Source organism: Corynebacterium liangguodongii (genome assembly GCF_003070865.1).
In the GTDB taxonomy this organism is placed as follows: Bacteria; Actinomycetota; Actinomycetes; order Mycobacteriales; family Mycobacteriaceae; genus Corynebacterium; species Corynebacterium liangguodongii.
The window spans coordinates 756506-773948 of record NZ_CP026948.1 but is presented as its reverse complement, the minus strand read 5'-3'; the positions used below and the strand labels follow the sequence as shown (position 1 = coordinate 773948).

The 17443-nt window shown below is 67.5% G+C and carries 17 protein-coding genes; 8 read left to right on the top strand and 9 right to left on the bottom strand.

Features of this window, described 5'->3' with window-relative positions:
- Nucleotides 1-12: 12 nt before the first annotated feature.
- Both C3E79_RS03720 and C3E79_RS03715 read right to left on the bottom strand, forming a co-directional pair.
- Nucleotides 13-1119, bottom strand: a complete 1107-nt coding sequence (locus C3E79_RS03720) for a YihY/virulence factor BrkB family protein (protein WP_108403692.1) — start codon at nucleotides 1117-1119, stop codon at nucleotides 13-15.
- Entirely contained in the window at nucleotides 1116-1478 is a 363-nt protein-coding gene (locus C3E79_RS03715; RefSeq protein ID WP_108403691.1) for a DUF2200 family protein, read from the bottom strand. Before C3E79_RS03715 ends, C3E79_RS03720 begins: the two co-directional genes overlap by 4 nt.
- A 44-nt stretch (nucleotides 1479-1522) precedes the next feature.
- On the opposite strand from C3E79_RS03715, the gene C3E79_RS03710 reads away from it, so the two are divergent.
- On the top strand, nucleotides 1523-1897 hold the full coding sequence (locus C3E79_RS03710) for a hypothetical protein (RefSeq protein ID WP_146183392.1): 375 nt from the start codon (nucleotides 1523-1525) through the stop codon (nucleotides 1895-1897).
- Here C3E79_RS03710 and C3E79_RS03705 read toward each other — a convergent pair.
- Complete coding sequence (locus tag C3E79_RS03705; protein ID WP_108403689.1) at nucleotides 1894-3549, bottom strand: FAD-binding dehydrogenase; 1656 nt, start codon at nucleotides 3547-3549, stop codon at nucleotides 1894-1896. The two genes, C3E79_RS03710 and C3E79_RS03705, sit on opposite strands and share 4 nt — an antisense overlap.
- A gap of 190 nt (nucleotides 3550-3739) precedes the next feature.
- On the opposite strand from C3E79_RS03705, the gene C3E79_RS03700 reads away from it, so the two are divergent.
- The 3 genes from C3E79_RS03700 to C3E79_RS03690 are packed head-to-tail and all read left to right on the top strand — an operon-like array spanning nucleotide 3740 to nucleotide 6337.
- Complete coding sequence (locus C3E79_RS03700; RefSeq protein WP_108403688.1) at nucleotides 3740-4936, top strand: NAD-dependent epimerase/dehydratase family protein; 1197 nt, start codon at nucleotides 3740-3742, stop codon at nucleotides 4934-4936.
- On the top strand, nucleotides 4937-6067 hold the full coding sequence (locus tag C3E79_RS03695) for a glycosyltransferase family 4 protein (RefSeq protein WP_108403687.1): 1131 nt from the start codon (nucleotides 4937-4939) through the stop codon (nucleotides 6065-6067).
- Nucleotides 6068-6091: 24 nt separating this feature from the next.
- Nucleotides 6092-6337 (top strand): DoxX family protein, encoded by a 246-nt coding sequence (locus C3E79_RS03690; protein WP_108403686.1) that lies wholly within the window; start codon nucleotides 6092-6094, stop codon nucleotides 6335-6337.
- Here C3E79_RS03690 and C3E79_RS03685 read toward each other — a convergent pair.
- Nucleotides 6330-7730 carry a glyceraldehyde-3-phosphate dehydrogenase gene (locus C3E79_RS03685; protein WP_235840650.1) on the bottom strand — a complete coding sequence of 467 codons (1401 nt, stop codon included), beginning with the start codon at nucleotides 7728-7730 and terminating at the stop codon, nucleotides 6330-6332. The genes C3E79_RS03690 and C3E79_RS03685 overlap by 8 nt on opposite strands.
- A gap of 205 nt (nucleotides 7731-7935) precedes the next feature.
- On the opposite strand from C3E79_RS03685, the gene C3E79_RS03680 reads away from it, so the two are divergent.
- The gene (locus C3E79_RS03680; protein ID WP_108405033.1) at nucleotides 7936-8478 is read left to right on the top strand and encodes a DNA-3-methyladenine glycosylase; all 543 of its coding nucleotides are present in this window, start codon (nucleotides 7936-7938) and stop codon (nucleotides 8476-8478) included.
- Here the strand turns inward: C3E79_RS03680 and ppk2 are convergent.
- Nucleotides 8475-9317, bottom strand: a complete 843-nt coding sequence (gene ppk2, locus C3E79_RS03675; protein ID WP_108403684.1) for a polyphosphate kinase 2 — start codon at nucleotides 9315-9317, stop codon at nucleotides 8475-8477. The genes C3E79_RS03680 and ppk2 overlap by 4 nt on opposite strands.
- Entirely contained in the window at nucleotides 9301-9633 is a 333-nt protein-coding gene (locus tag C3E79_RS03670; protein WP_108403683.1) for a putative quinol monooxygenase, read from the bottom strand. The genes ppk2 and C3E79_RS03670 overlap by 17 nt, the downstream gene beginning before the upstream one ends.
- 78 nt (nucleotides 9634-9711) lie before the next feature.
- On the opposite strand from C3E79_RS03670, the gene C3E79_RS03665 reads away from it, so the two are divergent.
- From C3E79_RS03665 to C3E79_RS03655, 3 genes are read left to right on the top strand one after another with little or no spacing between them, the layout of a single operon-like run.
- Nucleotides 9712-10473, top strand: coding sequence for a LamB/YcsF family protein (locus C3E79_RS03665; RefSeq protein WP_108403682.1), 762 nt, complete (start codon nucleotides 9712-9714; stop codon nucleotides 10471-10473).
- The gene (locus C3E79_RS03660) at nucleotides 10470-12023 is read left to right on the top strand and encodes a 5-oxoprolinase subunit B/C family protein (protein WP_235840638.1); all 1554 of its coding nucleotides are present in this window, start codon (nucleotides 10470-10472) and stop codon (nucleotides 12021-12023) included. The genes C3E79_RS03665 and C3E79_RS03660 overlap by 4 nt, the downstream gene beginning before the upstream one ends.
- Nucleotides 12024-12039: 16 nt before the next feature.
- Nucleotides 12040-13788 carry an acetyl/propionyl/methylcrotonyl-CoA carboxylase subunit alpha gene (locus tag C3E79_RS03655; RefSeq protein WP_108403681.1) on the top strand — a complete coding sequence of 583 codons (1749 nt, stop codon included), beginning with the start codon at nucleotides 12040-12042 and terminating at the stop codon, nucleotides 13786-13788.
- On the opposite strand, the gene C3E79_RS03650 is transcribed toward C3E79_RS03655, so the two are convergent.
- The 3 genes from C3E79_RS03650 to C3E79_RS03640 all read right to left on the bottom strand — a co-directional run bounded on the left by C3E79_RS03650 (nucleotide 13785) and on the right by C3E79_RS03640 (nucleotide 17431).
- Nucleotides 13785-14993 (bottom strand): NRAMP family divalent metal transporter, encoded by a 1209-nt coding sequence (locus tag C3E79_RS03650; protein WP_108403680.1) that lies wholly within the window; start codon nucleotides 14991-14993, stop codon nucleotides 13785-13787. The genes C3E79_RS03655 and C3E79_RS03650 overlap by 4 nt on opposite strands.
- An 88-nt stretch (nucleotides 14994-15081) precedes the next feature.
- Nucleotides 15082-16878: an ABC-F family ATP-binding cassette domain-containing protein gene (locus tag C3E79_RS03645; RefSeq protein WP_108403679.1), complete on the bottom strand. Its 1797-nt coding sequence runs from the start codon at nucleotides 16876-16878 to the stop codon at nucleotides 15082-15084.
- 7 nt (nucleotides 16879-16885) lie between these two features.
- A complete protein-coding gene (locus C3E79_RS03640; RefSeq protein WP_108403678.1) occupies nucleotides 16886-17431 on the bottom strand; it encodes an exonuclease domain-containing protein in 546 nt (181 codons plus the stop codon).
- Nucleotides 17432-17443 lie beyond the last annotated feature (12 nt).

Here is a 17443-nt window from a genome sequence, read left to right as displayed (position 1 = left end):
GTAAATAGATGCTTATGCGTTTTCTTCCTGTACCTGACGCGCAGTGCGGTCCATCCACCGCTGCACCTTGAGGCGGAAACGCACAGCCCCCATCGACCGCGGCCGCGCCTGGATACGCCGCACCGAGTCGTAACCGCACTGAAGCTCCTTGACACGCAGCACCTCGGCATCGATCTTCACCCCGACGAGCAGCCCCAGATTCACCGCCCACGCCACCACCACGACGACGAGCGCCGTGCCGAACGCACCGTATGCGCTGCGGATACCCACCACGGAGAGATAGGCGCTAAAACCCGTCCACACCGTCGCGGCGACGACAAGGGCGGCCGCGGAGCCGACCGTGAGCAGACGAAACCTGCCGGGGCGCACGTTCGGTGCGAAGTAATAGAGGCACGCGACGAGGAGCACCGCGACGATGACCATGACAGGCACGCGCACCCACCGCCACACGGGGAAGAACGCCTGCGTGAGAAACTCCACGACCCCGGTCAACCCGAGCGGCCTAGCCAAGGGCGTGAGCAGTCCGATGACCAGGTGCTCCTGCATCAGGGAGGCAAATATCAGTCCTACGGCCCCCACCACAAGAACGAGCGTGAGCAACCACATCGTCACCCATATAAGGAAGATGTTGCGTCCCTCGGCGCGGCCGTAGATGACGTTCGCGCTGCGCGAGAACGAGCGCGCGTAGGCCGAGGCGGTAAGCAGCGAGAGCAGGATCGAGACGACGAGGGCGAGCGTGTTGTGCCGCGGCTCCCCCACCACAGATTGCAAGAACTGCGCCGCCTCATCTTCCAAATCCCGTGGCACGTAACGCACCACGAACTCCCCGAGCAGCGCATCCACGGCCGCGGCGTCCCGCGGCAGAAGCAATGTAGCAATTGAGTAGAGCGCCAACACCGTTGGCGCCGCAGAGAGCACCGTGTAATACGTCAGAGCCGCCGCGCGATCGACCATCGCGTCCATCCCGAAGTCGAAGACGACCTTTTGTGCCACCAGCTTCCACCCCGCGGAATGGAGGTGATTCGCGCGCACGTGGCCGGGGGACGAGACCTGGACCTCGCCGGGGCCGTAGGAGATGACGAGCTCGGCGCGGTGCGATGTGGGCTCTTGCTCGGTCACTTCTTAGGTACCCGCTTGATGCGCTCGATGTTCTTGCCGCGGGCGAGCTCGTCGACGACCTTGTCCATCCGGCGGATCTCGCGCATGAGCGGGTCCTCGACGTCTTCGACACGCACCCCGCACACCACGCCGGTGATGAGCGCTGCATGCTCGTTCAACTGGGGCACCGAGGCGAAGAAGTCGCGGAGGTTGGCCTCGGATTCCGCAACCTCGTGAAGGCTTTCTACGCTATGGCCGCTGAGCCAGCACAAGACGTCGTCAAGCTGCTGTTGGGACTTGCCCTTGCGTTCGACCTTGGCCAGGTAGAGGTTGTAGATGTCGCCGAAACGGTAGGCGAAGACGCGCTCGAGGTTGTCCATGGGAACGAGGGTACCGTGCATTCAAAGGCGCTATGCTGGCGCGCATGGGACTGCTCGAATCGCTGCGCGGGCTCCTCGGCCGGAACAAGCGCTACGACCAGGCGCAGGCCAGCCGACTCGAGGTGCACACCGCGAACCTCAGCCCGGACACCGCCGAGCTGCTCGTCGTGATCACCCTCGACGCCGACTCCTTCAACCGCCTCAGGCGTATCGACGCCCCATTGCGCCTCTCCCCCACCACAGGCCGCGCCGTGACCTTCGTGCCCGTGGGCGATGCCAAAGACCCTGCGCTCGACCCGAACCTCGGGTGGATCATTCCGGTGACGCGCGGGAGCCTCGATAAGCTGCGCACGCTCCCGGCTACTCCCGGCAGCTACGAGATCGACGGCACCCACCTCGCCTTCGTGGTCACCGCCTAAGCTCGCCCGAGTGCCTCCCCGACGCGCTTTCCGGAGTGGATGCAGCCGCCCAGGAAGGTCCCCTCCAGCGCGTTCTTGCCGTGCATCCCGCCGCCGCCAAAACCTGCGGCCTCGCCACAGGCGTAAAGGCCCTCGAACACGGAGCCGTCGGGGTGGAGCGCGCGGCCGGAGAGGTCGGTCTCGATGCCCCCGAGCGTCTTGCGGGTGAGCACGTGCAGGCGGATCGCGATGAGCGGGCCCTTCGACTCGTCGAGGATGCGGTGCGGCGGGTGGACGCGGACGATCTTATCGCCGAGGAACTGCCTCGCCATGCGGATGTAGTTGACCTGGATGTCCTTGGAAAACGCGTTGGAGAGCTGCGAGTCGCGCTCGATGAGCTGGCGGCGGACCAGCTCGGCGTCGACCTCGACGCTGCCGATCTCGTTCATCCCCGCGACGAGCTCTTCGACCGTGTCCGCAGTGACCCAGTCCACCCCGTTGTCCTGGAACGCCTTGATCGGCCCGGGGGTGCCGGAGCCGATCCTGCCGAGCAGCTTCTTGATCTCCTTGTCGGTCAGGTCCGGGTTCTGCTCGGAGCCGGAGAAGATGAACTCCTTATCGGCAATCGCCTGGTTGAGGATGAACCAGGAGTAGCCGTAGCCGGTGCGGCCGATGTGGGCGAGCGCCGCGAGGTTATCGGAGCCCGGGAAGAGGTTGGTGGGAAGGCGGTGGCCCGCGGCGTCGAGCCAGACCGACGAGGGGCCGGGGATGATGCGGATGCCGTGGCCCGGCCAGATCGGGTCCCAGTTGATCATGCCTTCGGGGTAGTGCCACATGCGGTCGGTGTTGACCAGGTTGGCGCCGGCGTCTGCGGCGATGTCGATGCCGCGGCCGTCGACGAACTCGGGAACCCCGGTGACCAGGTCGTCGGGGCAGGGCCCCCAACGATCGTCCGGCCACATGCGGCGCACCTTCTCCAAGTTGCCGCCGATGCCGCCGGTGGCGATGACCACGGCGAGGCCGCGCAGCTCGAAGTCGGAGATTTCCTCGTTGTTGGAGGCGGCGCCGCGTACCGAGGGGTCGCTAGCTAGCTCCTTGCCCGCCACGCCGCACGCGCGGCCGCCCTCGATGAGGATGCGATCGACGCGGTGGCGGAAGCGGAACTCGACCTTGCCCTGCTTCTCTGCCTCGAGCAGCGGCTCACGGAAGATACGCACGACCTCGGGGCCGGTGCCCCAGGTGACGTGGAAGCGCGGGACGGAGTTGCCGTGGCCCGAGGCGTCGCCGGAGCCGCGCTCGGCCCAGCCGATCGTCGGCACGATGCGAAGGCCCAGGTTACGCAGGTAGCCGTGCATCTCGTGCGCCGCGAAGCGGACGTACTCCCGGCCCCACTGCCGCGGCCACTTGTCGTTGTCGGTCTCGTCGAAGTCCGCCGAGTTCTCCCAGTCCATCCAGGCGAGCTCTTCGTAGTCGTTCACGCCCATGAGCTTTTGCTCGGGGGAGCCGACGAGGAAGAGCCCACCGAGGGACCAAAAGGCCTGGCCGCCGAGGTTTTCCCTGCTCTCCTGGTCGACGAAGACGACGTGCTTGCCCGCCTTGACGGCCTCGTAGCCGGCGACGAGGCCGGATAACCCGCTGCCGACGATGATGACTGAATCCTGCGCTAGTTCCATGTTTGAGACGATACCCGGATTTCGCGCCAAACCGGGCGGGTTGAGCGAAAATCGAAAATGTCACCAGACGTTCACCTGCGCGACCCGCCGCATAGCCTGCGGCTACCTTCGTAAGCGGGTAACGTGAGCGGGACACCCGGGCGACGCAGCGGGTGCGCGAGCGCGTTTTTTAAGAGAAAGGCTGTCAATAGTGAAGATTGCGATTCTGGGCGGAGACGGATTCTGCGGCTGGCCCGCGTCCCTCCACCTCTCCGACCTCGGACACGACGTTGTCATCGTGGACAACCTCTCCCGCCGCAGGATCGACGAGGAGCTCGGCGCAGAATCACTCACCCCGATCGCCTCCATCGAGGAGCGCCTCCAGGCCTGGCAGGAGGTCTCCGGAAAAACCATCGGCTTCCGCAACATCGACGTTGCCCAGGACTACGGGGGCCTGCGCGACTTCATCGTCGAGTTCGCCCCCGACGCCGTGGTGCACTTCGCCGAGCAGCGCGCCGCGCCCTACTCGATGAAGAACCCGCGCACGAAGCGCTACACCATCGACAACAACGTCAACGCCACCCACAACCTGCTCGTCGCCATCGTCGAGTCCTGCCTCGACGTCCACGTCGTCCACCTCGGCACGATGGGCGTCTACGGCTACGGCACCGCGGGCATGAAGATCCCCGAGGGATACCTCGATATCAAGGTCGAGACCGACGAGGGCAACGTCTTAGAGCAGCAGATCCTCTACCCCACCAACCCCGGGTCCGTCTACCACCTGACAAAGGTCCTCGACCAAAACATCTTCGCGTACTACGCCAAGAACGACGAGCTCCGCATCACCGACCTGCACCAGGGGATCATCTGGGGCACCCACACCCCGCAGACGGAGCGAGACGAGCGCCTTATCAACCGCTTCGACTACGACGGCGACTACGGCACCGTGCTCAACCGTTTCCTCATGCAGGCCGCCATCGGCTACCCGCTGACCGTCCACGGCACCGGCGGGCAGACCCGCGCGTTCATCCACATCCGCGACATGGCCAAGTGCATCGAAATCGCCTTGAACAACCCGCCCGCCCGCGGCGAGCGGGTCATGATTATCAACCAGATGACGGAGACCCACCGGGTGCGCGACCTCGCCGAGCTGGTGGCGAAGATCTCCGGCGCATCCGTTGAGCGCGTCCCCAACCCGCGCAACGAGGCGGACGAGAACGAGCTGTTCGTCTCCAACGACACCTTCCTCAGCCTGGGCCTGGAGCCAACCAAGCTCGCCGAGGGCCTGCTCCAGGAGGTCGAAGAGGTCGCCGAGCGCTACGCGCACCGCGTCGACCGCGCGAAGATCCCGGCCCGCTCGCTGTGGACGAAGAAGCAGGCCGAGGGCGTACCTACCGGCGAGAAGTAGATGCGGATCGCGATTTTTACGGAGGTCTTCCTCCCCAAGATCGACGGCATCGTCACCCGCATCACCCGCACCCTCGACGAGCTCGCCGCGCTTGGCCACGAAGTCGTCGTCTTCGCCCCCGGCAACCCCGTGCAAAGCTACGCGGGCTTCCGCGTGGTCACAGTTCCCTCCGTGCCGTTTTGGCCGATCTACCCCGAAAACCACGTCGGTGCGCTCCACCCCGGGATCTACCGGGAGCTCCGGGCGTTTGACCCGGACGTCGTCCACTGCGTCAACCCGATCTGGACGGCCGGGTGGAGCGCGCTCATCGCGGAGAAGATGGGCTACCCCATCCTCGCCTCTTTCCACACCGACGTGCCCGAGTACACCCGCAAGCTCGGTATCGGCTGGATGCGGCGGCCCGCCCTGTGGGGGATCCGCACCTTCCACTCCCGCGCGAAGGTCAACCTCGTGACCTCGGCGCCGATGCTGGAGAAGGCGAGCGACTACGGCATCGACAACGTCGAGGTGTGGCCGAAGGCTGTGGATACGGTGGGCTTCGCGCCGTCGAAAAGCGAGCCCGCCATGCGCGCCATGCTAAGCGGCGGCAACCCCGACGACCCCCTCGTGACCTACGTGGGCCGGATCTCCGCGGAGAAATCCACCGCCCGCACGCTGGGGATCATGGAGCGGGTGCGCGAGCGCGTCCCCACCGCCCGGCTCGCGCTCATCGGCGCCGGCCCGCAGCTCGAAGAGCTCAGGCGCACCATGGACCGTGATTGGATCACCTTTACCGGCTACCTCTCCGGGGCGCAGCTGCACAGCGCCTACGCCTCGGGCGACGTGTTGCTCTTCCCCTCGACAACTGAGACGCTCGGGTTCGCCGCGCTCGAGGCTCTCGCCTCGGGCGTCCCCGTTGTCGGGGCCCGCGCCGGCGGTCTTCCCTACGTCATCGACGACGGCATCACCGGCTACACGGTGGACCCGCAGCGTAGCGACGCCGAGTGGGCCGGCCCGGTCGCCCGCCTACTCACCGACGCGCAGGCCCGCGGCGAGTTCTCGCGCGCCGCGCGGGCCGAGGCCGAGCGCTGGTCCTGGCGCTCGGCCACGCAGCGGCTCGTCGAGTTCTACGGGGCCGCTTGCGCGGAGTAGTGCCACCATTGGTTAAATGGTGACATGTCATATTTCAAAGACGTAGTCCTTGTCGTTGCCCGCGTGATCATCGGCGTCATCTTCATCGCCCACGGCTGGCAGAAGTTCACCGAGTGGGGCCTCGACGGCACCGCCGAGACCTTCGCCGGCATGGGGGTGCCGTTCCCCTTCGTCGCCGCAACCGGGGCAGCCACCGCCGAGCTGCTGGGCGGAGTCGCGCTCCTTATCGGCGCCCTCGCGCTCGCGGCCGCCTCAGCGTCGACTACCTGATCTCGCGCGGATCCTTGCGCGCCGGGTAGATCTTCGGGCGCACGCCCGCGATCTCCTCGACAATGCGCACCACCTGGTGGGAGTAGCCGTACTCGTTGTCGTACCACACGTAGAGCACCAGGTGGTTGCCCGCCGCGATGGTGGCCAGGCCGTCGACCACGCCGGCGTGGGTGGTGCCCAGGATGTCGGTGGAGACGATATCGGGCGAGTTGATGTAGTCGATCTGCTGGCGCAGGTTCGAGTCGGTGGACACCCGGCGAATAAACTCGTTGACCTCGTCCTTTTCCACCTCTTTCTCGAGGTCCAGGTTGAGCACGGCCATGGAGACGTCCGGGGTGGGCACGCGGATCGCGTTGCCGGTGAGCTTGCCTTCAAACTCCGGCAAGGCCTTGGAAACGGCCTTGGCCGCCCCCGTCTCGGTGAGCACCATGTTCAGCCCGGCGGCGCGGCCGCGGCGCGGGCCCTTGTGGTAGTTATCGGCCAGGTTCTGGTCGTTGGTGTAGGAGTGGACCGTCTCCACGTGGCCGTGCCGCACCCCGTAGCGGTCGTTGATGACCTTGAGCACCGGGGTGATGCCGTTGGTGGTGCACGAGGCGGCGGAGAGCACGTTATCGGAGGCGTCGTTAGTAATGTCGCCGTGGTTGACGCCGTAGACGATGTTGCGCACGTCGCCCTTGCCCGGCGCGGTGAGCAGGACTTTTTGCACCCCGGCCGACTCGAGGTGGCGGCTTAGACCCGCCCGATCGCGCCACTTGCCGGTGTTGTCCACCACGATCGCATCGCTGATGCCGTAGCGGGTGTAGTCGATCGAGGCCGGATCATCCGAGTAAATCATCTGGATCGGGGTGCCGTTCGCCCAGATCACGTCGTTGTCGCGGTCGACCGAGATGGTGCCGTTGAAGGGGCCGTGGACGGAGTCGCGGCGCAGCAGGGAGGCGCGCTTGACAATGTCGTCCTCGCCCTTTTTGCGCACGACCACCGCGCGCAGGCGCACGCCGCCGTAGGTCGCCTCGCGGGCCACGAGGATGCGGGCGAGCAGGCGGCCGATGCGGCCGAAGCCGTAGAGCACCACGTCGCGCGGCTCGACCGCCGTGTGCGCCCCGATCGCACCGGCGAGCTCCGCCTCAAGGAACTCCCTTAGGTCCACGCCCTCGGTGCGAGAGAAGTTCTTTGCCAGGCGGCCGAGGTCGATGGAAGAGGTGCCGAGGTCGAGGGTGACCAGCTCCTTGAGAATCGGCAGGGTCTCCTCGAGCGGCAGCTCGCGCTCGACGATGCGGCGCGCGTAGCGGTGCGCCTTGATGATGTCGATGTCGGTCACCCCGACAAGCAGGCGCCCGTAGATGGAGGTTACCGCGTTGTTCTCCCGGTGCAGCTGGCTGATCAGGGGGATCATCTCCTGGGCCAGCGTGAGCTTCCGGTTGAAGTCGTTGTGGGCAGCGGTCGATGGGGTGTAAGCGCTCACTGATGTCCTTACTCGGTTGGGGGTATTTCACATACGCATCCAGTTTATCCATGCCAGTCTATCCATGCGCCGACCATGCGATCGGCTATACCCCTTCGGCGCGACGTGCGATACTTCAGGGGCAATGGCTCAACCCATCATCGACTTCACCCAGCCCGCCGACATCGTCGCCCCGCAGCTGCTCGGCTGCGTCATCGAGCACGGCGGGGTGCGCCTGCGGCTCACGGAAGTGGAGGCCTACCTCGGCGAGAACGACCCGGCCTCCCACACCTTCAACGGCAAGACGGCGCGCAACGCCGCCATGTTCGGCCCGCCCGGCAGGCTCTACGTCTACCTCTCCTACGGCATCCACCACAACGGCAACATCGTCTGCGCACCCGAGGGCACCGGGCAGGGCTGCCTCCTGCGCGCAGGCGAAGTCGTCGGCGGCGTCGAAATCGCCGCCGCCCGGCGCGGGGAGACCCCCTTTGCCAACCTCGCCCGCGGGCCCGGAAACCTCGGCAAATCGCTCGGGCTCTCTCTGACGGACAACGGGGCGCCTGTGCGCATCACCGCGCCCGACTCCGCCCCCGAATGGGTCGCCGGCCCGAGGGTCGGGATTACGAAAAACGCCGCGGCCCCGCTGCGGTTTTGGATCCCGGGCGAAGCCACGGTGTCGCGACCGCGGGGGCGTCGCTAAGCTTTCGCGCCCTTCTCGAGCGCGGCAGCGACGTCGGGCACGTAGCGGAACTCCCCGCGCGGCGGGCGGGTATAGGAACCTGACTCGAGGCGCTGCGGGATCTCCGGCAAGTCGATCTTGATGTGCTCGTAGGGAATCGTGGAGAGCAAGTGGGAGATCACGTTGATGCGCGAGCGCTTCTTATCATCGGACTCCACGGTGTACCACGGCGCGGACGGGATGTCGGTGTGGATGAACATCTCGTCCTTCGCCCGCGAATAATCCTCCCACTTCGTGATGGATTCAAGGTCCATCGGGGAGAGCTTCCACCGGCGCAGCGGGTCCTCGCGGCGGGCCACGAAGCGCGCGTATTGCTCCTCGTCGGAGACGGAGAACCAGTACTTGCGCAGCATGATGCCGTCTTCGACCAAGAGGCGCTCGAAGATCGGCGCCTGGTGAAGGAAGCGGCGGTACTCCTGCGACGTACAAAAGCCCATCACCCGCTCCACACCTGCGCGGTTGTACCACGAGCGATCAAAGATGACGATCTCGCCCGCCGAGGGCAGGCGCTCGACGTAGCGCTGGAAGTACCACTGGCCGCGCTCGCGCTCCGTCGGCTTCGGCAGCGCCTCGATCCGGCACGTGCGCGGGTTGAGGTACTGGGTAATCCGCTTGATCGCGGAGCCCTTCCCCGCCGCGTCGCGGCCCTCCATGACAATGACGAGGCGGGCACCGGTGGAGACCACCCAGTGCTGCATGGCCACCAGCTCGCCCTGGAGCCGCAGCAGCTCGGCCTCGTAGGCCTTCTTCGACAGCTTCGCGGGCTTGTCGTTCTTTCCGCGCTTATCGGCTTTGCTCAACCCGAAACTCCACGAGCTCGTCCCACTCCGTCTTGCCATCGATCTGGTGGTTAATGACCTGCGGGGTCTTTGTGAGTAGCTTCGGCAGGTATTCCTGCGCCGCACGGAAGTGCGGGGACGTCACGTGCGCCTTCGCCGCGCCGTCCACGTAGGCCTCGACGAGGAGGTACTCGTTCGGGTCCTCCTCGCTGCGGTACCAGTCGAAGAACAGGTTGCCCTCCTCGGCGCGCGAGCCGTCGGTGAAGTCGGCGACGAGCTCGCGGAAGTTCTCAACGTGCTCGGGCAGGGGCTGGAACTTAACGTTGATGAGAATCATGTCTTCCACACTACGCCCCAGCGGTATAAATAAGTGAACACCAATTCCAACCCAGAGGAAGGCGGAACGCAGAAGCCCGTGAGCACCACCATCGACCTCAACGCCGATCTCGGCGAGACCACAGCAGGAAACCCCGTGGCTGACGACGCCTCCATGCTAACGATGGTCTCCAGCGCCAACGTCGCCACCGGGTTCCACGCGGGAGACCCACACTCCATCGCGGCCACGCTGGCGGAGGCGAAGTCCCGCGCGGTCACTATCGGCGCCCACATCGCCTACCACGACCCCGCCGGCTTCGGCCGCCGCTTCGTGGACTACGACCCGGCCGAACTCGCCGACGAAACCCTCTACCAAATCGGCGCCCTCGACGCGCTCGCCAGCGCCCAGGGGCTCACGGTGCGCTACGTCAAGCCGCACGGCGCGCTCTACAACACCATCGCGCACCACGCCGAGCACGCCCGCGCCGTCGTCGACGGCGTCAAGGCATTCAGCCGCGACCTCGCGCTCATGCTGCTGCCGGGCGGAGTAGCCGTCGACATTGCCGAGGCCGCGGGCCTGCGGGTGATCCGCGAGGCCTTCGCCGACCGCGGCTACAACCCGGACGGGACTCTGGTGTCCCGCCGCGCCCCCGGGGCGGTCATCACCGACCCCGGCGCCGTCGCCGAACGCGTAGCCCAGGTCGCGGCCACCGGCTCCGTCACCGCGATCGACGGATCGACCCTCGAGGTGCGCGCCGAATCGGTCTGCGTCCACGGTGACTCCCCTGGCGCGGTCGAGCTCACCCGGAGCGTCGTCGAGCGGCTCGGGCGCGAGGGCATCGAGATCCGGAGCGCGCTGTGACGCGCGCCGAGGCAATCACACCTGTCGGTTCGCGCGCGCTCATCGTCGACCTGCCCGACCTCGAAGCCGTGATGGACTGGCACGCCGCGCTGAGCGCGGCGCCGCTCGACGAGCAGAGCGACGTCATCGCCGCCGCCCGCACGGTGCTTCTCACCTTCGCATCCCCGCGCGCCGCAGCGGCCGCGGCCACCGAGCTGCGCGAGTTCTCCCCCGCCCGGGCGCAGCGGCGCGCCCCGCGCACCATCGAGATCGACGTGCTCTACGACGGCGCCGACCTCGACTCCCTAGCCGCCTCCCTGGGCACGTCGCGCGCTGAGCTCATTGAGTGGCACACCTCGACGACGTGGGTCGCCGCGTTCGGCGGATTCGCGCCGGGATTTTCCTACTGCGTCCCGGAGCATGGCCGCGGCCTGGACATCCCGCGGCTTCCCACCCCGCGCACCGAGGTGCCCGCAGGCGCCGTCGCCGTTGCGGGGCAGTTCTCCGCCGTCTACCCCCGCACCTCCCCGGGCGGGTGGCAGCTGGTGGGCACAACCCGCACGGCTATGTGGGACTCCGCGGCGTCCCCGCCCGCCCTGGTCGCCCCCGGGGACCGGGTGCGCTACCGGGCCGTCGACACGCTGCCCGAGCCCCGCTCTGAGAGCCCGCGGCGCCGCGAGCTGCCCCCGCACCGGCCGGTCTTTCGCGTCGAGGACCCCGGCCTGCTCACCGTCTTTCAGGACCTCGGCCGGCCGGGACACGGAAACCTCGGCGTGACCACCTCCGGCTCCGCCGACCGCGCCTCCGCGCGCACCGCGAATGCTGCCGTGGGCAACGCGCGGGGGGCAGCGGTGCTAGAAAACGTCGGCGGGTGCGCCCTGACCGCGCGCGCAGAAACGGTCGTGAGCGTCACCGGCGCGCCCGCCGATGTCCTTATCGACGACCGCTTAGTGCCCCTCGCGGCGCCACTGATCGTCCCCGCCGGCGCGCGGCTGAGCGTCTCGGCCCCCAGCGCAGGCATGCGCTCCTACATCGCGGTGCGCGGAGGGTTCATCGCGAACACAGAGCTCGGATCGGCGTCCACAGACGTCCTCTCCGGGCTCGGGCCGCGACCGATTGCCGCCGGCGATACCCTCAGCGTCGCCCTGACGGCCCCGCCCTTCTCCACCTCCGCGACGGCGAGCAACCCGCTGCGCGTGAGGCACGAGGGCGGTATAACCGCGGGCACCGTGCGCTGCGTGCCCGGCCCCCGCGACGACTGGTTCTCGCCCGCGACCTTCGAGCGCTTCTTGGCCACCCCCTACACCGTGACGGCCGAGTCCAACCGGGTCGGCCTGCGCCTGCGCGCGGAGCACCCGCTCGAGCGCACCCGCAATGACGAGCTTCCCTCGGAGGGTATGGTTGCAGGATCCGTGCAGGTCCCGCCGAGCGGCCAGCCGGTCGTGTTCCTGCGCGACCACGCCGTAACCGGGGGCTACCCCGTCATCGCCACCGTCATCGACGAAGACCTAGACATCATCGCCCAGCTCCCGGCGGGCGCCACGCTCCGCTTCGAGCTCTACAACCGCTAGAAGGACTTCCCCACCCGTGACTTTCAACGCTGTACTCATTGCTAACCGCGGAGAGATCGCCGTACGCATCGCCCGCGCCGCCCGCGACGCCGGGATCCGCTCCATCGCGGTCTACTCCGAGCCCGATACCGGTGCGCTGCACACCCTCGTCGCCGACGAGGCATACCGCCTGCCGGGAAAGACCTCGGCGGAGACGTACATGAACATCCCCGCCCTGCTCGCGGTGGCGGCCCGCGCCGGCGCCGACTGCGTGCACCCCGGCTACGGGTTCCTCTCCGAAAACGCCGATTTCGCCCGCGCGGTGCAGGACGCCGGTTTGACGTGGATCGGCCCGACCCCCGAATCCATCGAGCTGCTCGGCGACAAGCTCGCCGCACGCCGGGTCGCCGTCGAGGTCGGCGCCCCTCTCGCGCCCGGCACCCCGGATCCCCTCTCCCACTGGGAGCAGGCGCGCGACTTCGCCCGGGAGCACGGCATGCCCATCGCGATCAAAGCGGCGTTCGGTGGCGGCGGGCGCGGCCTCAAGGTCGTCACCGAGGAGGCCGACATCGAAGAGGGATTCAACTCCGCCGGCCGCGAGGCCCGCGAGGCGTTCGGCCGCGGGGAATGCTACGTGGAGAAGTTCCTCACCCACCCGCGCCACGTGGAATGCCAGATCCTCGCCGATACCCACGGCAACGTCGCGGTGCTGGGCACCCGCGACTGCTCCACCCAGCGGCGGTTCCAAAAACTCATCGAGGAAGCTCCCGCCCCCTTCCTCACCGACGAGCAGCGCCGCGCGATCGAGGATGGGGCGCGGGATATCTGCGCCGCCGCCGGCTACGTCTCCGCCGGGACGGTCGAATACATCGTCTCCGAAGACGGCACGGTGTCATTCCTTGAGGTCAATACCCGCGTTCAGGTGGAACACCCCGTCACGGAGGCCGTCACCGGAATCGATATCATCGCCGAGCAGTTCCGGATCGCCGCGGGTCTGCCGCTTTCCTTCGCCGGCACGCACCCCGAGCCGCGCGGCCACGCGTTCGAGTTTCGCATCAACGCCGAAGATGTCTCCAACGGCTTCGCCCCCTGCCCCGGCACGGTCACGCTTTTCGACGTCCCCACCGGCCCCGGGATCCGCGTCGACGCGGGCGTGCGCACGGGATCGACCATCCCTGCCTACTACGACTCGCTCATGGCGAAGCTCATCGTGTGGGGCCCCGATCGCGCCACGGCGATCCGTCGCGCGCGGCGGGCGTTAGAGGAGTTCCGCATCGACGGCGTGCGTACCGTCTTGCCTTTCCACCGGGACATGATCGACTCCGCGGAGCTCACCGGCGAGCGCCTCGGGGTCTACACCGACTGGGTGGACCAGAACTATTCGCCTTCAGCCGCGCGCGACGTCGCCGACATCGAGCACATCTACGACGAGCGCACGCGTGTCGTCATCGAGCTCGACGGCCGCCTCCACGTCGTCGGCGTCCCCACCGCCTTGTTCACCGCCGCGGGGACCTCAGCAAACACATCCACGAGCACAGCGCCGCAGCGGGGCGGCAGCGGTGCGGAGAGCGGCGGAGAAGGCGCGGTGACTTCGCGCTTTGAAGCGACCCTCGTCGAGTGGCTCGTGGCTAGCGGAGATACCGTGGAGCAAGGCGACCCTGTGGCAACGGTTGAGGCCATGAAAATGGAGTCCACCATCGTTGCGCCGCGCGGCGGCCACATCACGCTGAGCGCCGCGGAGGGCGAGCGCGTCGCGGCGAACGCCACGATCGCGACGATTAGCTAAGCCCACAAGGCTGCGAGCCCGGCGAGGGAGCGGTAGCCCATGAACACCGTGACCAGGAGCATGACCGCGCCGATGGCGAGCAGCCACTTGGGGTATGAGTAACCGGCGAGCAAGTCGCCGCGGCGCCACGCGGCCCACAGGACCACGGCGAAACCGATCGGCAGGATAAGCCCGTTGAAGGCGCCAGCAAAGATGAGCAGGGTTTGCGGGGCTGTGCCGAGGACCAGGTAGGCGAGCGCGCAGACCGTGATGAAGGCGACGGTGAGCCAGTTGCGCACCTTCGGGTCGGTGCGTTGCGTGGTCACGAAAGTAATCGAGGTGTACGACGCGCCGATGACCGACGATAGCCCCGCCGCCCACAGAACGAGGCCGAAGGAGCGCAGCCCGAACTCCCCTGCGGCGTGGAAGAACGCGTCGGCCGCCGTGTTGTCTTTGGACAGCGTGACGCCGGTTGCCACCACGCCGAGGACGGCGAGGAAGAGCAGCACGCGCATCACCCCGATGACAGCGATGCCGAGCACCGAGGAACGCGTGATCTGCGCGAGGTTATCCACCCCGGTGTTGCCCGAGTCGATGAGGCGGTGGACCCCGGCGAAGGTGATGTAGCCTCCCACGGTTCCGCCGATCAGGGTGGTGATGACGAGGAAGTCGACCTTTTCCGGAAGCACGGCCTGCCGCAACGCCTCTCCGACCGGGGGTTGGGAGACCACGGCGACGTAGAGCATGAGCAAGATCATGATCGCGCCGAGCGCGATGACGATTCGGTCGAGCGCAATGCCCGCGCGCTTGGAGAGGAAGACGAAGACGGCGATCGCGGCGGAGACCGCGCCGCCAATCTTCGGGTCGATGCCTAGCATCGCGTTGATGCCGAGGCCCGTGCCTGCAATGTTTCCGATGTTGAACACGAGGCCGCCGACGAACACGAGCGCTGCCATGAACCAGCCGAGGCCGGGAAGGATGGCGTTGCCGAGCTCGTTGGCGCGCAGCCCTGAGATGCCGAGGACGCGCCAGACGTTGAGCTGGATGGCGATGTCGACGAGGATGGACAGGACGATCGCGAAGGCAAAAGCCGCGCCCAGCTGCACGGTAAACACCGACGTCTGGGTCAAAAAGCCGGGGCCGATTGACGATGTAGCCATGAGGAACACGGCACCGAGCATCGGCCCAATGCCCGCGCTGGGGTTCTTTGTGGAGGGAGCGGCCATTGGACCACCCTTTCTATCGTTGACGTAAGGGACGCTGAAGTACCCCAGGAATACTAGGGCAGGCGCGCTCGCTAGTGTGAGCCCGGGTTTATCCCTCGAGCTTCTCCCCCAGCTCGAGCCACTCCAGCTCGAGGGAGTCGCGCGCCTCGCGCATATCGCTCAGCGCCGCCGATGCTTCCCCTATTGACACGAAATCGGGCTCCCCCGCGGCGGACATGGCGGTAATCTCGCCCTCGGCATCGTCGATCTGGTCGGTGAGCTTGGCTATCTTGCGCTCGAGCGCGTTCATCTGCTTGCGCAGCTCCCGTTCCTCCTGGGAGGACATGGAGCCTCGCTTGTCGACGCCCCTTTTCTCCCCGAGATCGAGCGGGCCGGCCCCGGTGGCCTCCTCCGCCCGGCGCGCGAGGTACTGCTCAATCCCGCCGGGGAGGTGGGTGAGGGCGCCGTCGCCGAAGAGGGCGTAGGTGTTATCGGCGACCCGCTCGATGAGGTAGCGGTCGTGGGAGATGACGACGAGGGTGCCCGGCCAGCTGTCGAGGAGGTCTTCGAGCTCCTGGAGGGTGTCGATATCGAGGTCGTTCGTCGGTTCGTCGAGAAGCAGCACGTTCGGCTCCGCCATGAGCACGCGGGTGAGCTGGAGGCGGCGGCGCTCCCCTCCCGAGAGGTCGCCGACCGGGGTGCGCTGGCGCTGCGGGCTAAACCCGAGGCGCTCGGCGAGCTGGGCGGCCGTCAGCTCCTTGGCGCCCAGGTGGACGTAGCTGGCGACGTCCTCCACGGCGTCGATGAGACGGCGGGAGGCGTCGAGGTCGTCGAGTTCTTGGCGCAGCCAGCCGAGCCGGGTGGTCTGCCCCTCGACGCGCCGACCCGCCGCGAGCGGGTACTGCCCCGCCAGCGCGCGCAGCAGGGTCGTCTTGCCGGAGCCGTTGACGCCGACGAGGCCGATGCGCTCGCCCGGCGCGAGGCGCCACGTGAGGTGGTCGACGAGCACGCGGCCGTCGGGGGCGTCGATGCGCGCGTCCTCCAGCTCGATGACGACCTTGCCCTGGCGCTGGCGGGCAAACGCCATGAGCTCGACGCTATCGCGCGGGGCGGGCACGTCGGCGATAAGCGCCTCGGCGGCCTCGATGCGGTAGCGCGGCTTGGAGGTGCGCGCGGGCGCTCCGCGGCGCAACCAGGCCAGCTCCTTGCGCGCGAGGTTGGCCCGCCGCTGCTCGATCGCCTCGGCCTGGCGGGCGCGCTCTGCCCGGGCGAAGGTCCAGTCGTTGTAGCCGCCCTCGTAGACGTCGACGGTGCCGTCGTGGACCTCCCACGTCAGCGTCGCCACCGTATCGAGGAACCAACGGTCGTGCGTGACCACGACGACCGCGACCTTGCGGGCCAGCAGGTGCTCGGCGAGCCACTGGACGCCCTCGACGTCGAGGTGGTTCGTCGGCTCGTCGAGGACGACGAGGTCCAAGTCTTGCACGAGCGCGGCGGCGAGGTTGACCCGGCGGCGCTCCCCTCCCGAGAGGCTCCCGACGGGGGTGTCGAGCCCCAGCTCGGCTACGCCCGTGCCCTGGAGCACCTCGCGGACCTTCGCGTTGGAGGCCCACTGGTAGGTCTCCACCCCAAGCGGCTCGACGACGGCCTGGCCGATGGTGAGGGCTGCGTCGAGATCGAAACGCTGGGTGACCACGGCCATGCGCAGCCCAGAGTTGTGGGACACGCGCCCGCTATCGGGCGGCTCGATGCCCGTGAGCACCTCGAGCAAGGTTGTCTTGCCGCCGCCGTTGACGCCGACGATGCCGATGCGCTGACCGCTTTGAACGCCGAGCGAGACCCCGTTGAGCAGGGTTTTTAACCCCCAAGACTTGGTCACGCTTTCCAGGTTGATGAGGTTTACCATGACCGGGCTATCTTAACCGCAGGTAGCGCACGATGTGAGCGCAGGCTATCGCATCGGAATCCGCCGCGTGGTGCACGAGCTCGAAGCTCGGGGCGCACACCGCGGTCACGGTCGGCAGCTTGTAGTTGGGCAGGCCGGGGATGGCCCGCCGGGCGGTGCGGTAGGTGCAGTAGAACCTCTCCGGCACGGTCCCGGTGCAGTAGTAGTCGTCCAGGCCCCGCCACACGGCCGCGTCGAAGGCCGCGTTGTGCGCCCAGACGGGAAGCCCGTCGACGAAACCAGCGACGTCATCGGCAATGTCGAAGAAGTAGGGCGCGTCCGCGACGTCTTCTGCCCGGATGCCGTGGATGTGTGTGAACTCAAAGGACATGTGCTCCTCCGGAGGGCGGAGGTAGCTCACCAGGGTCTCCACAATCTCATCCCCCGCCACCTTGACCAGCGCAATCTGGCACGCCGACGGCCCGCCGCGCCGGTTGGCGGTTTCGAAATCGACGGTGACGAACTCCGGCGCCAAAAGGTCTGCGCGGGAGGGGATGAAACTGCGTGATCTCATGGAGAGACACCT

What these genes read in the sequence shown, in the direction of transcription:
- C3E79_RS03715 (WP_108403691.1), bottom strand. Translation starts at nt 1,478, where the DNA reads ATGGACAACCTCGAGCGCGTCTTCGCCTACCGTTTCGGCGACATCTAC.
- C3E79_RS03705 (WP_108403689.1), bottom strand. Translation starts at nt 3,549, where the DNA reads ATGGAACTAGCGCAGGATTCAGTCATCATCGTCGGCAGCGGGTTATCC.
- C3E79_RS03650 (WP_108403680.1), bottom strand. Translation starts at nt 14,993, where the DNA reads ATGGCCGCTCCCTCCACAAAGAACCCCAGCGCGGGCATTGGGCCGATG.
- C3E79_RS03695 (WP_108403687.1), top strand. Translation starts at nt 4,937, where the DNA reads ATGCGGATCGCGATTTTTACGGAGGTCTTCCTCCCCAAGATCGACGGC.
- C3E79_RS03685 (WP_235840650.1), bottom strand. Translation starts at nt 7,730, where the DNA reads ATGATCCCCCTGATCAGCCAGCTGCACCGGGAGAACAACGCGGTAACC.
- C3E79_RS03690 (WP_108403686.1), top strand. Translation starts at nt 6,092, where the DNA reads ATGTCATATTTCAAAGACGTAGTCCTTGTCGTTGCCCGCGTGATCATC.
- C3E79_RS03670 (WP_108403683.1), bottom strand. Translation starts at nt 9,633, where the DNA reads ATGATTCTCATCAACGTTAAGTTCCAGCCCCTGCCCGAGCACGTTGAG.
- C3E79_RS03640 (WP_108403678.1), bottom strand. Translation starts at nt 17,431, where the DNA reads ATGAGATCACGCAGTTTCATCCCCTCCCGCGCAGACCTTTTGGCGCCG.
- C3E79_RS03710 (WP_146183392.1), top strand. Translation starts at nt 1,523, where the DNA reads ATGGGACTGCTCGAATCGCTGCGCGGGCTCCTCGGCCGGAACAAGCGC.
- C3E79_RS03645 (WP_108403679.1), bottom strand. Translation starts at nt 16,878, where the DNA reads ATGGTAAACCTCATCAACCTGGAAAGCGTGACCAAGTCTTGGGGGTTA.